16 protein-coding genes are annotated in these 13,495 nt (G+C 59.2%); 10 read left to right on the forward strand and 6 right to left on the reverse strand.

What is annotated here, in order from left to right; genetic code table 11:
* Positions 1–51 precede the first annotated feature (51 nt).
* Entirely contained in the window at positions 52–1,230 is a 1,179-nt protein-coding gene (gene devC / locus NW830_RS04645) for an ABC transporter permease DevC (protein ID WP_414360542.1), read from the reverse strand.
* An 8-nt stretch (positions 1,231–1,238) separates the two neighbouring features.
* Positions 1,239–2,387 (reverse strand): ABC exporter membrane fusion protein, encoded by a 1,149-nt coding sequence (locus NW830_RS04650; protein WP_414360540.1) that lies wholly within the window; start codon positions 2,385–2,387, stop codon positions 1,239–1,241.
* Between the two features lie 305 nt (positions 2,388–2,692).
* Here NW830_RS04650 and murC point away from each other — a divergent pair, with 305 nt between their 5' ends.
* The 3 genes from murC to NW830_RS04665 all read left to right on the forward strand — a co-directional run bounded on the left by murC (position 2,693) and on the right by NW830_RS04665 (position 6,054).
* A complete protein-coding gene (gene murC / locus NW830_RS04655) occupies positions 2,693–4,090 on the forward strand; it encodes a UDP-N-acetylmuramate--L-alanine ligase (RefSeq protein WP_414360808.1) in 1,398 nt (465 codons plus the stop codon).
* A 64-nt stretch (positions 4,091–4,154) separates the two neighbouring features.
* Positions 4,155–5,135 carry a UDP-N-acetylmuramate dehydrogenase gene (gene murB, locus NW830_RS04660; protein WP_414360538.1) on the forward strand — a complete coding sequence of 327 codons (981 nt, stop codon included), beginning with the start codon at positions 4,155–4,157 and terminating at the stop codon, positions 5,133–5,135.
* Positions 5,136–5,274: 139 nt separating this feature from the next.
* On the forward strand, positions 5,275–6,054 hold the full coding sequence (locus tag NW830_RS04665; protein WP_414360536.1) for a DUF3598 family protein: 780 nt from the start codon (positions 5,275–5,277) through the stop codon (positions 6,052–6,054).
* Here the strand turns inward: NW830_RS04665 and NW830_RS04670 are convergent.
* Complete coding sequence (locus NW830_RS04670) at positions 6,020–6,802, reverse strand: alpha/beta hydrolase (protein ID WP_414360533.1); 783 nt, start codon at positions 6,800–6,802, stop codon at positions 6,020–6,022. The genes NW830_RS04665 and NW830_RS04670 overlap by 35 nt on opposite strands.
* A gap of 272 nt (positions 6,803–7,074) precedes the next feature.
* Entirely contained in the window at positions 7,075–7,848 is a 774-nt protein-coding gene (locus NW830_RS04675; protein ID WP_414360530.1) for a ZIP family metal transporter, read from the reverse strand.
* Between the two features lie 383 nt (positions 7,849–8,231).
* On the opposite strand from NW830_RS04675, the gene NW830_RS04680 reads away from it, so the two are divergent.
* Complete coding sequence (locus NW830_RS04680) at positions 8,232–8,354, forward strand: hypothetical protein (protein ID WP_414360528.1); 123 nt, start codon at positions 8,232–8,234, stop codon at positions 8,352–8,354.
* Between the two features lie 550 nt (positions 8,355–8,904).
* Here NW830_RS04680 and NW830_RS04685 read toward each other — a convergent pair.
* Together NW830_RS04685 and aroB are read right to left on the reverse strand one after the other, a co-directional pair.
* Positions 8,905–9,963, reverse strand: a complete 1,059-nt coding sequence (locus NW830_RS04685; RefSeq protein ID WP_414360525.1) for an aspartate-semialdehyde dehydrogenase — start codon at positions 9,961–9,963, stop codon at positions 8,905–8,907.
* A 35-nt stretch (positions 9,964–9,998) separates the two neighbouring features.
* Positions 9,999–11,123 (reverse strand): 3-dehydroquinate synthase, encoded by a 1,125-nt coding sequence (aroB, locus tag NW830_RS04690; protein WP_414360522.1) that lies wholly within the window; start codon positions 11,121–11,123, stop codon positions 9,999–10,001.
* A gap of 318 nt (positions 11,124–11,441) precedes the next feature.
* Here aroB and psbE point away from each other — a divergent pair, with 318 nt between their 5' ends.
* From psbE to NW830_RS04720, 6 genes are all read left to right on the forward strand, one after another.
* A complete protein-coding gene (gene psbE, locus NW830_RS04695) occupies positions 11,442–11,687 on the forward strand; it encodes a cytochrome b559 subunit alpha (RefSeq protein ID WP_414360519.1) in 246 nt (81 codons plus the stop codon).
* Positions 11,688–11,755: 68 nt separating this feature from the next.
* Complete coding sequence (psbF, locus tag NW830_RS04700; RefSeq protein WP_414360516.1) at positions 11,756–11,899, forward strand: cytochrome b559 subunit beta; 144 nt, start codon at positions 11,756–11,758, stop codon at positions 11,897–11,899.
* Between the two features lie 6 nt (positions 11,900–11,905).
* Positions 11,906–12,031, forward strand: a complete 126-nt coding sequence (locus NW830_RS04705) for a photosystem II reaction center protein L (RefSeq protein WP_414360515.1) — start codon at positions 11,906–11,908, stop codon at positions 12,029–12,031.
* A 125-nt stretch (positions 12,032–12,156) separates the two neighbouring features.
* Positions 12,157–12,276, forward strand: a complete 120-nt coding sequence (locus tag NW830_RS04710) for a photosystem II reaction center protein J (RefSeq protein WP_414360513.1) — start codon at positions 12,157–12,159, stop codon at positions 12,274–12,276.
* Between the two features lie 310 nt (positions 12,277–12,586).
* Complete coding sequence (locus NW830_RS04715; RefSeq protein ID WP_414360511.1) at positions 12,587–13,057, forward strand: photosystem I reaction center protein subunit XI; 471 nt, start codon at positions 12,587–12,589, stop codon at positions 13,055–13,057.
* A 38-nt stretch (positions 13,058–13,095) separates the two neighbouring features.
* Positions 13,096–13,209, forward strand: coding sequence for a photosystem I reaction center subunit VIII (locus NW830_RS04720; protein ID WP_414360509.1), 114 nt, complete (start codon positions 13,096–13,098; stop codon positions 13,207–13,209).
* Positions 13,210–13,495: the final 286 nt, after the last annotated feature.

The raw sequence follows: 13,495 nt of genomic DNA on the forward strand, positions 1-13,495 counted from the left end.
TCACTAACTAGGCCATCCTCTAGATTGTTGCCGCAGCAGTAGCCAGAACTGCTAGAAAATATCAGCAGGATCAGCAGCCCGCAGCCGTCGTACCGCAATTGCTCCTGAGATAAAGCACATACTCACTGTTAAGCCTAGGACCAACATTGCTCGGTTGAAGGTCATGGCAATAGGCAAGAGAGTGGCATTGGCTGTCAAATCGTAGAGCAAAACTGCTAGGGCAAAAGCGGGAATGTAGCCCAAGACAGCCAGCAAAAGAGCCTCCTGAAGTACTACCCCCAACAGATAGGTGTCGGTGTAGCCCATGGCCTTGAGGGTGGCATACTCTGCTAGGTGGTCGGAGACATCGGTATAGAGAATCTGATAGACAATAACAATGCCGACGATAAAGCCCATGGCCACCCCCAGACCAAAAATAAAGCCAATAGCCGTGCCTTCCTCCCAATAGCTCCGCTCCATGTCAATAAACTCTGCCCGCGAGAGTACCCGCACATCCTCCGGCAGCAAAGCTCGCATCTGCTCTAGCAGTGGCTCGGGATCTACCCCTGGCTGGAGTTGCACCACGCCAATGTCTATCAGGCCACGCTCGCGCTGGGGAAAAATGCGCAGGAAATTGAGGTCACTGGTAAGGATGGTGCCGTCGGCGCCAAAGGTGGCTCCCATCTCAAACAGGCCCCCCACCTGGACACGGCGGTTCCCCACCTCGGTAACCACCTCCTGTCCCTCCTCAAACCATTGGGCAATCGGACCAAACTCGCTGCGGGAGCGGCGATCAAAGAGCACTACGTCCATCTTTTTAGTCTCCTCCAGCTCCTCGGGGGTCAGCCCTGGCAAATCCAACAGGTCGGCAGAGGGATCCACTCCCACTACAAAAATGCTGCGGGTGCGACGGGTCTCGGGGTTTTTCCAGAGGGCAAAGCCCAAATACACTGGCGAGATGGCTCGCACTCCCTCAAAGCCCAACGCCTGATAGAGCCGCCGCTGGGAAAAGGGGTTCATGGCAATGAGGGCGTTGGACTGGGGACTGACTAGGAAGATCTCCCCCTTGAGAGCAACATGGAAGCGGATGGCACTCTCCAGCAGGCTGTCCTGGAAACCCAACTGCATGAACATAAGGATGCAGGCAAAGGTAATGCCTGCAATGGCCACCAGCAGGCGGATCTTCTCCCGCATCAACTGCAGCCAGGCTAGGGGGATGCGGTGCCCAAGAATACCAAACAGGCTGGACATCGCTCCCTCTACCCCTCGACCTCGATGGCCACATCCACCTGCAGGTTGGTCAGGCCAGCTACGCGGGCACTGCTTTCTGGATCCAGGCGGATGTACACTTCCACCACCCGAGCATCCACATCGGCAGCAGGGTCAGTGTTAAGCACATCTTTCTTGCCAATTTGCAAGCCCACCCGCTCCACCCGGCCCTGTAGGGTTTCTGGCAGCGCGCGGTTGCTGATGGTGGCCCGTTGTCCGGGCCGCACCCGCAGGATGTCGGTTTCGTAGACCTCCGCCACTACCATCATCTGGTCGGTGTTGCCCAGCTCGAGGATCCCTTTGTCAGCAGTGATGATCTCCCCTGGCCGAGCGTGGATTTTCAGCACCTGGCCGGCACGGGGAGCACGGATGAGGGTGCGCTCTAGGCGGGCTTCCGCCAGCTCCAGGTTGCGGACTAAAGACTGCAGCTGCACTTGTGCCTGCGCCCGCCTCAACCCCGCTTCAGCAGCCTGCACCTGGGCTTGGGCGTTGCGCAGATCCCGCTCGCGGGCTATGCGCAGTTGGTTGAGAGTGGCCTCGGCAGCCTGCAAGTCCTCCTGGCGCTGCCGCACCAGAAGAGCCTTTTGATCGAGTTCCTGTTGAGAGATAGCCCCCTCCTGCCAGAGAGCCTGAAAGCGAGCCAGGTTAGCCTCTGCATCGGCTAGCTCCGCCCGCAGGCGCTTCACCACTGCCTCCTGGGATCGGATCTGCAACTGTTGCGGTTCGTCTAGGCGTTTGAGGCGAGTGCGTGCTTCTTCAATTTGAGCCTGGCCAAAGCGGGTCTCAGCCTCTAGACGAGCGCGGGCTTCTTGCAGTTGAGCAGCAGCATACTCCCGTTCTGCTAAGCGCTCCCTGTAGCTTTCCAAACGAGCCAATACTTGCCCGGCCACCACCCGCTCCCCTTCGGCTACCCACAGCTCCCCCAGGCGTTCGCCGGGAGGGCCAGCAACGCGGATGACTTCTCCTTCTGGTTCTAGGCGGCCCAGAGCTCCAACATAGCTGGCTGACGACGTTGGCTTGGCCCCTGCCGGAGTTGCTGCTGGCGGCGTTGCTTCTTGAGGAGCTGCTTGTTTGCTTAACCCGAAGCTAGCTAGCGCTACCCAGCTGGCCAGCCCAGCTCCTAGCAGTAACCACAGCACTCGGGGGCTCATTTTGCCGTCAACTTCAAGGCCACGGCTACCCTGTTTTTAAGAAATATAAAGCTTAGTAGACAGATGTGTCAAGTTCGAGATCACACCTTTAAGCAGCTCATTTGCCTCAGGCTTTGCTGCAGAAGGCAAAGAACTGCTGATATGATCTGGCTTGCCTAAGCCTCTAACAGGCAGCAGCTTTTGTTCTGGGTGTGTGCGAGGAGTGAGGGAAAGGTGCAATGGTAGAGACAGTCGGGGGAGAAGATCCCGTCATCTCGGCGCGTGCTCCGTCTTCATCTCTGCTTGGGCAAGGTTTGGATCCCTCGAACTCCTCCCTTTCGGCTTATCACTTCGTGGGGATTGGGGGGGTTGGGATGTCCGCTTTGGCCTACATTTTGGCTAAGCAAGGGTTTCGCGTTTCCGGATCAGATATTGTTGCTAATGATCGCACTCGCCGCCTAGAAGCTTTGGGGGTGCGCGTTATTCAAGGTCACACAGCGGAGGGGCTGGTTGGGGATCCCCAGGTGGTCTACTCCAGTGCCATTCGCCCCAGCAACCCGGAATTGGCAGCGGCTCTAGACAAGGGACTAAAGGTTTGGCATCGAGCCGATTTACTGGCTGCCCTGTTTAACCATCGCCCCAGCATTGGTGTAGCAGGCACCCATGGCAAAACCACCACCAGCAGCATGATTGGCTATGTGCTGCTGGCAGCAGGCTGGGATCCCACCTTAATCATTGGCGGAGAGATGGACGCCTGGGATGGCAACGCCCGTCTGGGCCAGGGGGAATACCTAGTAGCCGAGGTGGATGAGTCGGACGGATCGCTGGTGCGGCTTTACCCCAAGATTGGCGTGATCACTAACATTGAGCTAGATCACCCGGATCACTATGCCAATCTGGAGCAGGTAATCCGGGCCTTTCAGCAGTACGGGCAGCAGAGCCAAACCCTGGTGGCTTGCCTAGATTGCCCCAACGTGGCTGCTCATCTAGCGGTGAATGTGGGCTACAGCATTGCTGGCCATCCCCAAGCTCAGTACCAGGCCCGGGAGATTGTCTACGCCGCGGATTTTACCTCTGCTGAGATCTGGGAGAGGGGATCCCTCCTTGGCCAGCTCCAGCTGCAGGTGCTGGGATCCCACAACCTCAGCAACGCTTTGGCCGCCGTTGCCGTTGGGCGACAGTTGGGCTTGGAGTTCCCCGTGATTGCCTCTGCTCTGGCCCAGTTTCGGGGGGTGCAGCGCCGCTTTGAAGCCAAGGGCGAGGTAGGCGGGGTCACTTTTATCGATGACTATGCCCACCATCCCAGTGAGGTTCGCGCTACGCTGCAGGCAGCACGGCTGCAGCAGCGGCGGGTGGTGGCCGTGTTTCAGCCCCATCGCCACAGCCGCTTGGCTGCCCTATTCCAAGATTTTGCCTGCTGCTTTGAGAAGGCAGATGTGGTGGTGATCGTGCCCACCTATGGGGCAGGAGAACCGGCGCCGGAGCGTTCTGACAGCTTGCAGCTGGCCGTGGCGGTGGCGGAGCACCATCCGCAGGTGCACTATGTGTCTTCTTTGCCGGAATTGCCGCAGGTGTTGGCCTCTGTTTTGCAGCCTGGAGATCTCGCTGTCTTTTTGGGTGCAGGTGATCTCAATCAGCAGATAGCCGCTACGATGCGGGCATATGCAGCCCAGGTAGGGGAACAGCTCCGGCCTGCTCCGGAGGGGGACTAGCCCGGGCAAGCCAAAAATCCCAGCTTTTAGCTAAAGAGATGGCTGCTTGCAAGGTATCGATATCATGACGACAGCTCCGGTGGTGCCCTCCTGTGGGTCTGACGCTGCGGACCTTCCTGGCGACAAGGAGCTTCTCCTCACGGAGCAAGCAGCGCTGCTGTCTGGACGGATTCGCGCAGGGATCCCCTTGGCTCCTCTAACCACCTTCCGCGTGGGCGGCAAGGCGGAGTGGTATTGTGAGCCCGGCAGCAACCGGGAACTGCAGCAGTGCTTGGCCTGGGCGCGGACGCAAGGGATCCCTGTCACCCTGTTGGGGGCAGGTAGCAACCTGCTCATCAGCGATGCGGGGTTGAGGGGGCTAGTTATCCACACCCGGCGTTTGCGCGGGCTGCAACTGTTGGAGGGGGGAAGGATCTGGGCCGCTGCCGGAGAACCTTTGGTCAACCTGGCGCGGGTAGCTGCCAAGCAGGGCTGGAGCGGCTTGGAATGGGCAATTGGGATCCCAGGCACGCTGGGGGGAGCGGTGGTGATGAATGCCGGCGCCCACGGGCGCGCCATGGCGGATGTGCTGGTGGAGGTGCAGATTTTGGATGAAGACCAGAAGCCCTGCCGCTTGGAACCTGCTGCCTTGCAATTTGGCTACCGCCGCTCTCGCCTGCAAGACTTGCCCTGGACGGTTATAGGGGCAACCTTGCAGTTGATCCCAGGCCGGGATCCAGCCCAGGTGCAGTGGGAAACCCAGCGCAACCTCAACCAGCGTCTCAGCTCTCAGCCCTACCATCTACCCAGTTGTGGCAGCGTCTTTCGCAACCCCGAAACCTACCCTGCCGGCTGGTTAATTGAGCAGGCCGGTCTAAAGGGCTACCGGATTGGCGGGGCCCAGATTTCCGAGCGCCATGCCAACTTCATCCTCAATTGCGGCCAGGCCAGCGCCAGCGACATCTATCGCCTGATTCGCCTAGCGCAGGAAAAGGTTTATCAGCAGTGGTCAATACTTCTGGAGCCAGAAGTACGGATTCTAGGCTCCTTTGAGGAAACTGGTTAGAGGGCCAGTACCCCGCAATGGTTGCTTCGAAGGAGCCCCTGGGGGTTGCCACCCACTCCAGAGCTAGCCAAGCCATAGGCAAGCGGCGAGCCAAAGAGAGAGTACTCCCCTTCCCCGTCCGCAACAGTTCCATCGCTTTATGAAAACCCAGAGACAGTGTCTAGCTTTGCACCTAGGAACGTGGCAGGGCCTCTTTTCCAACTACCGACCCACGGCTCATGGTTGGGAGCGGGTGGGCCAAAAGCGCAGCCTCATCACCTTTGAAGCTTTGGATTTGGGCGGGATCCGCCAAACCAATGCCTACTACCCCCTAGAGGGATCCCCTACCCCAGAAAGCCACCAGAGCTGGGTTTATCAGGATTTCTCGCCCGGCTTGCGCTTTTTCCCCGATGGCTCCTTTTCCAACGGGCGGCTGCAATTGGCACCATTTGGCGATTTTGCCGTCGAGCAGGGCTTCCTCTGGGGGGATCGCAAGGCGCGGCTGGTGCAACAGTGGGACCCCCAGGGTCGCTTGGTGGGGGTGACTGTCATCTTGGAGCGGCGCGGCCAAGCGCTGGATCTTGCTGCCAACTTTCCCTCACTTACCAAGGCGCAACTAAGCCTGGCCCTGCAAGGGCGATGGCGGGGGATCGCCCAGAGCTTTTCTGCCTCTGACAGCCTGCTCAGCGAAACTGAGGTGTGCTTTTCAGAACCAGACTGGATCAGCCCCTGGGATCCCTTGCCGGGAGGGCTATGGATTGGCGGGCCGGATCCCTTGCCCATCCCTATCCTGCATCGGGATCGCCGCTTTTCTGTCAGCCTAGGCTGGTTTCCGGAAGGGCCGGAAGGCCGCCACCTGCTGCACTTGGTGCGCGACTACGACGAGCGTGGCGCCTGGCAACGGGTTACGCTGATCCGGCTGGAGCGGGATCCTGGGTGAGAAAGGCGCAGACCTGGGCAAACACCGTCTCCCGCTCACAGTCCAACGTGAGAATGTGGTCGGAGTGCTCCAGCCAATGCAGGCTCTTCTGGGCGGATCCCAGTTCTTGATAAAGCCACGCTGCTTGTTCAGGATCCACCACCGTATCTTGGCGCGGCTGCAGGATAAGGGTGGGAACCTGGACCCTGGCCACCTCCCCCTTGACCCGCTCGATGAGCTCAAGGGCGCTGCGCACTGCCGTCAGATTGAAGCTGCGAAAATAGGCCACTTTTTCTGCCAGCGCGCGGACATCGCCATCCCGAATCGCCAGGCGGAAGCGAGGGACATCTTCCAAGAGCCAGCCCAGGCTGTGGAGGTACTGCTCCGGGCGAAAGAGATAGTACCAGTGGTGGCGAATGGCAAAAAACGGCGCCAGCAGCACCAATTTGTGGACAGGATGGGCAAAGGCCAGGTGCAGCGCCAACAGGCAGCCGGTGGAAAACCCCACCAGCGAAACACGCGGGTACTCCTGCCGCAGGGCTAGGTAATGCTCCAAAACCCGCCCGTACCAGTCGGTCCAGCGGGAAGGGGGCATGCGGGGTGCTGGACGCTCATGGCCAGGGTAGTTAAACCCCTGCACCGTCAAGCCGGCTGCCAGCAGCCGCTCCGCCAGCCACTGCAACTCGTAGACGCCACCCCCCAACCCATGGAGCAGCAGGCAGGCGTGCTCCCTTGATCCCCGCCACAGGAAAGGCTCGTTGCTCAGCATCAAAACCTCGCCTCAAGACTTGACCCAGGGGGGACGGGATCCTTTTTAGCTTAATCGGTGGGAAGCCCCGCACTGTATACTCAAGAGCCAATCAGTGTCGGGATGAAAGCCATTCGTGCTTCAATTGAGGAGAAAAAGTTTCCCGCCGTGGGTTGCTCGGTGGCCGCTGTACCAACAAGTCTGGGAAGCGGGAAGCCCGTACTCTATCGGTTCGCGCAGCGTGGCGTAAGCCATGTTGCGTTGACTCAACGAAGAGGAGTGCCAGGAGTACGTCACCCCAGGGCAATATCCAGCAGCAGCATCACCACAAACCCACTGAGAACGCCAAAGGTGCCCTCCCGCTCCAGCCCCCGCCGGTGCGACTCGGGGAGGATCTCATCCGAGATCACAAACAACATTGCCCCGGCAGCAAAGGCCATGCCCCAGGGCAACAAGGACTGCGCCAGAGAAACCACCGTCGCTCCCAGGATGCCGCCGATGGGCTCCACCAGTCCGGTCAGCAGGGCAATGGCAAAAGCAAACAGCCGCGAGTACCCCTGGCCTGCCAGCGACAAGGCCACCACCAGCCCTTCCGGCATGTTCTGCAGGCCGATCCCCAGGGCCAGCACCAGCCCATTGCCGACTTGGCCGGTGGCAAACCCCACGCCCACCGCCAAGCCTTCCGGGAAGTTGTGCAGGGCAATGGCGATGATAAAGAGCCAGATCCGCTTTAGATGGGCGCGGTTCTCCCCTTCGATCCCTTTAAAGAAGTGCTCGTGGGGAAGAAGCTGGTGGGCACTCTCGAGGAAGATCGCCCCCAGCAACAAGCCCGCCACCATCACTACGGCTGCCCCCAACTGGGAATATCCCAGTGCCAGCGCCGCCTCGGTGCCCGGCACCAGCAGCGAAAACGAGGTGGCAGCCAACATTACCCCACCCCCAAACCCCAGCAGGATCCCTTGCACCCTCGCCGAGAGCGAGGGAAGAAACAGCGCCGGCAAAGCCCCCAGCCCCGTTGCTAACCCGGCCACAAAGCTGGCCAGGGATCCCGTTGCAATTGGATGCACAAGCCACTCTCCGCCAAGGCCCAATGCCTCTTAATTTTCCCCTTTTTCTGGTTAATTCCCATCCACCAGCTCTTTTTCCTCGACGGCTGAAGATGGTTCTTTGGCTGCTGAGGCACAGCTTGCGACCTTCCCCACCAGCGTCGTAGGCGGATCCCTGCTCTGGAGCTCGTCACCCTGCCAAGCACCAGACAACCCGGGTGTCAATGTTTTTCGTCACTTTCAATAAACTCGTCTTGGTGCTAGGCTCTCTGGAACTGAGCTGCCGCCCCTGCGGAGAGCGCGCTGCCGATTACAGCGTCTAAAGGTGTTCAGTTAGCAATGACCAGGGAGGAGACTGAAGATGAGGAAAACAGCGATTGCCACTCTTGTAGTCTGGGAGGAGTTTGCTTGGGGCTAGCCGGCTGCGGCGGCGGCGGAAGCAGCGGAACGACGATATTGCCGACACCCACGCTAACACCCACACCAACACCGGCTCCGACTGCTCCGACTTTTGCCAAGGCATTTAGCCCCACCTCAGTGGCTGCCGGCCCCACCGCCAAAACAACCCTGACCTACACAATTACCAACACAGCCGCCCTGCCGCTGACCGGCCTCTCTTTCTCCGATCCGCTACCTGCCGGCTTAATTGTCGCCACTCCCAATAACTTGAACAACGGCTGCGGCGGGACGGTGGCCGCTCCGCCAGGGGCAAATTCCATCTTGCTGGTCAACGGTTCGCTAGCAGCTAACGCCAGTTGCACCATCAGCCTAGACCTTCAAGTTACGGCCACCACAGCGGGATCCCTGACCAGCCCAGCGGTAGTCCTCAGCAGCAACCAGGCGCCCAATGCTACCGCTGCTGCTATCAACCTGACGGTAACGGTGCCAGCTCCCACCTTTACCATGGCCTTTTCTCCTAACCCGCTTGGACCAATTGGCCCGGCCCCTGTTACCGGCACTGGAACGCTCACCTTTACCATCATCAACAACGCCGCTATACCCCTGACCGGCGTGAGCTTTAGCCACACCTTGCCGGGAGCGCCGTCTTTGACAGTAGGGCCTGGCGCACCTCCTCCCTTACCTGCTGCCTGCGGTGCTGGAGCTAATCTCGCAGCTACCGGGGGTGGGAACACCATTCAAAAGCAGCTCGGCAATTTGAATGGCGTTGAGGGCTGCTCCTTTGCGGATCTGATCCCCGCACAGCCACAGCTCTAGGGCTTTGGGCTCGGAGATATCCTGGCGGATGCGGCCCACGGCCACTTCGTCTTTGCCGGCTACATCAATGGGCATGGGGAAGCGGTTGCGTTCCCAATCTTCGATAAGCACCACCCCAGGAGCCTGGGCCAGAATTTGTCGGGCTTGTTCCACCGGGAAGGGCTGCTCGAACTCCAGGTTGAGGGCCTCGGCATGGGTGCGCAGCACCGGCACCCGCACGCAGGTAGCCGTCAGCCGTAGGTGGGGGGATCCCATAATCTTGCGGGACTCGTTGACCATCTTCATCTCTTCCTGGCAGTAGCCGTTTTCTTGCAGGGGGCTGTTGTGGAGGAAGAGGTTGAAGGCAATGGGATAGGGGAACACCTGCGGCTGCAACGGCTGGCCTTGCAGGTAGGCGCGGGTTTGCTCCTCCAGCTCCACCATGGCGCGGGCCCCGGCCCCGCTGGCGGACTGGTAGGTGGCAGCCACCACACGGCGCAGCGGGATGTGGCGATGCAGTGGGTAGATGGCCACGCACATTAGGATGGTGGTGCAGTTGGGGTTGGCGAGGATCCCCTGGTGGCGAAAGGCTTCTTGGGGGTTGACCTCCGGCACCACCAGGGGGACATCGGGATCCAGGCGGAAGGCGCTGGAGTTGTCAATTAGCACTGCCCCTGCCTCGACGATGGTCTTGGCCCAAGTTTTGGAAACACTTGCCCCGGCAGAGGCCAAGACCAGGTCCAGACCCCGAAAGGACGCTTCTGAAACCGGCTCCACCGGGATCCGTTCTCCCTTGAAGGTCAAGTAGGTGCCCGCCGAGCGGGGCGAGGCCAACAGCTTCAGCTCTGCCACCGGAAAGCGGCGCTCTTCCAGCAGCTTCAGCAGCTCCACTCCTACGGCTCCTGTGGCCCCTAGGATGGCTACCCGTTGTTGCCGTCCCATGCTTTCTTGTCCTCAGCTTTTCCTAATTCTAGGGCTCAAGAGGTTGCCGTCATCGCCGCCAGAGCGGCCTGCACATCCGCCAGCTCGACTTGATCGGTCAGCTCCGCTTGGCCAATCCGGCGGGGCAGAACGAAGCGGATTCGCCCTTGCTTGACTTTTTTGTCCGCCTGCAGCGCCTGCAGCACCGCCTCCCAAGGGATCCCGGCGGGCCAGTGGCTGGGCAGCCCTGCCCTTTCGATAAGGCGTCGCTGCCGCTCGGCCTCAGCCGCGCTCCACCACCCCAGGCGACGGGCGATCTCCCCCGCAGCCACCATGCCAATGGCAACCGCCTCCCCGTGCAGGTAGCGGCGGTAGCCGGTAACAGTTTCCAGGGCATGGCCGAGGGTGTGGCCATAGTTGAGGATGGCCCGCAGGCCCCCCTCTCGTTCGTCCTGCTGCACCACCCAGGCTTTGCACTCGGCACAGCGGCGCAGCAGATAGTGCAGATCTGCGGGAGCAAAGTCGGCATAGCGGCTCAGCCTGGGCCGGTCTTCCAAAAACTCAAACAGGTCGGCAGCCTGGATGACGCCGTACTTGATCACTTCGGCTAGGGCTGAAGTAAACTCCCGCCGGGGCAGGGTCTGCAACACCGTTGGATCAATCCACACCAGGCGCGGCTGGTAGAAGGCCCCAATTAGGTTTTTCCCCCCGGGATGGTTGACCCCGGTCTTGCCGCCAATGGCCGCATCCACCATGGCCAAAAGCGAGGTGGGCACCTGCACCCAAGGGATCCCGCGCAGCCAGGTGGCGGCAGCAAACCCCACCATATCCCCGATTACCCCGCCTCCTAGGGCCACGAGGGTGGAGGAGCGCTCCAGGCCAAAGCTCAAGGCAGCATCATAGATCTTGGCCACCGAGCGCAGGGTCTTGTAGCGCTCGCCGGCGGGCAACAGAAAAAGATGGGCGGCAAACCCGGCTTGTTGCAACCCTTGCATCAACTTTTCGGCAAAATGCTTGGCAATACCCGGATGGCTCACCACCAGCACCTTGCCGGCTAGCCCCAAAGCTCGCAGCTGGGATCCCAACTGCCTGAGGCTGTGGCCGCTAGGGCCTGCGGAGGACTGGATGAGAATGTCGTAGGAGCTGTGGGGAAGCTTGACAGGGATTAGACAGGGATCCATGGGCGCTGCTATTGGAAGATGGGATCCAGTGTGGCATGTTCCGGTGCTTCCCATTCTCCCCTCCCTAGCTGGCTTGCTGGAGCTCACGGCCTGCTGGTGGGAGCCGGCCAGTTGGTTTTGCGGTGAGGTTCCTAGCTCTGGGCTGCCCCCGGCTGCTGGCTTGTAACGTTTTCTCCTGCCTGGCTCCAGGAGGAGTTCCCGGCAGGTTGGGGTGGGATCTGGCTTTAACTTGTAGTTGGGCCTCGAAGTCCTTATGATTGAGGTATAGACTCAAGAAGTTCAAAAAGCGCCTTTGCCCTTACCGCAGGGAGGAGTTTCATGGCTGGCAACACCGGAGAGCGACCTTTTGTTGACATTATTACCAGTGTCCGCTACTGGGTTATTCATGCCCTGACCATTCCCGCCTTGTTTTTGGCCGGCTGGCTTTTTGTTAGCACCGGCCTAGCCTATGATATTTTTGGCACGCCGCGCCCCAATGAGTATTTCACCGCAGAGCGTCAGGAGTTGCCAATTGTAAGCGACCGCTTCAACGCTCTCGAGCAGCTGGAGAGGCTAACGCGCTAGGGCAAGGCGAGGGTAGCAGCTTCGTAACTGTTGCAGTTTGTAATGTCCTAAGAGGCGAGGTCTGAGCGATGGCAACTAAACCAGCTACCAAATCTGATGAGCCTGTTTTTTATCCTGTTTTTACTGTCCGCTGGTTGGCAGTACACACGCTGGCGATCCCAACGGTCTTCTTTCTGGGAGCCATTGCTGCAATGCAGTTTATTCAACGGTGAAACCCTATGGCTGATCAACCTGAAAGGAACCCCAATACCCAGCCGGTAGAGCTAAACCGCACCTCCCTCTACCTGGGCTTGTTGTTGGTGTTTGTGCTTGGCCTGTTGTTTTCTAGCTACTTTATCAACTAAGGCTTAGGTTATCTCTGCTTCTGACAGTCAGTTGAAGAAAAGCGGTAGGGAGGTAGGCTTACCTTCATCCCTCCTTGGGGCTGCAGCTTTCCTTAGAGATCTACTTCTTGTGGAGGCCAGTTGCTATGACCAGTCAGGCAAGGATTCCCCTGTGGATAGTAGCTGTGGTTGTTGGTCTGGGTGTGATTACGGTGGTGGGGCTTTTCTTCTATGGCTCCTATGTGGGCCTTGGCTCGGGCTTCTAGTTCTACCCAACTCCCAGCGTAGTGGTGTCAGGTTTGCTAATGGGCCTAGCTGAAAACAGTTAGGCTTTTTTGTTTTCCGCCGGAACGGGGATCCCTGGGCGGTAGACTAGCTGGAGATCCCGCTTCTGTCGGGCTGGCGGGAAGAGGGGTTGAGGCTAATGGAAACGGTGCCAATGTCCTGGAGGCTTGAGAGGGGCTATATCTCTGTTAAGCAAGCATGAACTTTTTTAACGATCCGGATGGCGGCTGCTGAGAGGGGAACTGAGGCCCCGTAGAATGAATCCCAAAATTCCAGGCAGGACCTTCGGACATGGATTACATTCGCACCTTCAACGACGATCCCTGCGAGGGCCACCTTTCGACGCCGATTAGCGACTCTCCTGTTACACGTCTGTTCCTCAACAATCTTCCCATCAACCGTCCTGGGCTGTCGCCGCTGTTGCGGGGGCTGGAGATTGGGCTGGCGCATGGCTATTTCTTAGTGGGACCGGAAATCGTGGTGGGCCCGCTGCGGGACTATCCTGAGGCAGCTAATTTGGGTGGTCTGGTCACGGCGATGGCCCTGGTGCTGCTGGGAACCGCCTGCATGTCCGCCTATGGCAGCGTTACCTTCGGAAACAAGCCGGAAACGCCGGGAGCCAATCCTCTATCTACAGCCCGTGGCTGGGGGGATCTGACGGCAGGATTTTTCCTGGGAGGCATGGGCGGTGTGTTTGCTGCCTACTTCCTGTTGGAGAACTTTGCCGGGATCGACGCCATCTTTCGAGGGTTGGTGAATTAGTTGTCAAGCTTGTCAAGACACTGGAGAGGAGCAAAACTATGACCGGTTCTTACGCTGCTGCTTATCTTCCTTGGATTTTCGTCCCCATTGTCGGTTGGCTGCTGCCGGCAGTGGCCATGGCCGTGCTCTTTTTGTACATTGAGCGCGACTAACTTGTTCTAGTCTCAATGGGTCTTAGAAGAGGGATCCCTGGGGAAGGGATCCCTTGCTTTTTGGGGAGACCTTTATCCCCGCTGCCGTCTTCCCAAAAGCTAGGGCAGTACCCGGCAAAGGTTGAGTCTTCTTGTCTTTGGGAAAGGGAAACTTCCAAAGCGTCTTAGCTCCCCTACCACCGTCCTTGATGCTGCCTATGCAATCTAAAAGCAGGAGCTCAAAAAGTTCCGCGAAGACATTGACTACGTCAAAGGAGCAACTGGCCTAGCCATTGCTTATAGATGG

The sequence above is a fragment of the Synechococcus sp. OH30 genome, from assembly GCF_047462175.1.
Taxonomy (GTDB): Bacteria; Cyanobacteriota; Cyanobacteriia; order Thermostichales; family Thermostichaceae; genus Thermostichus.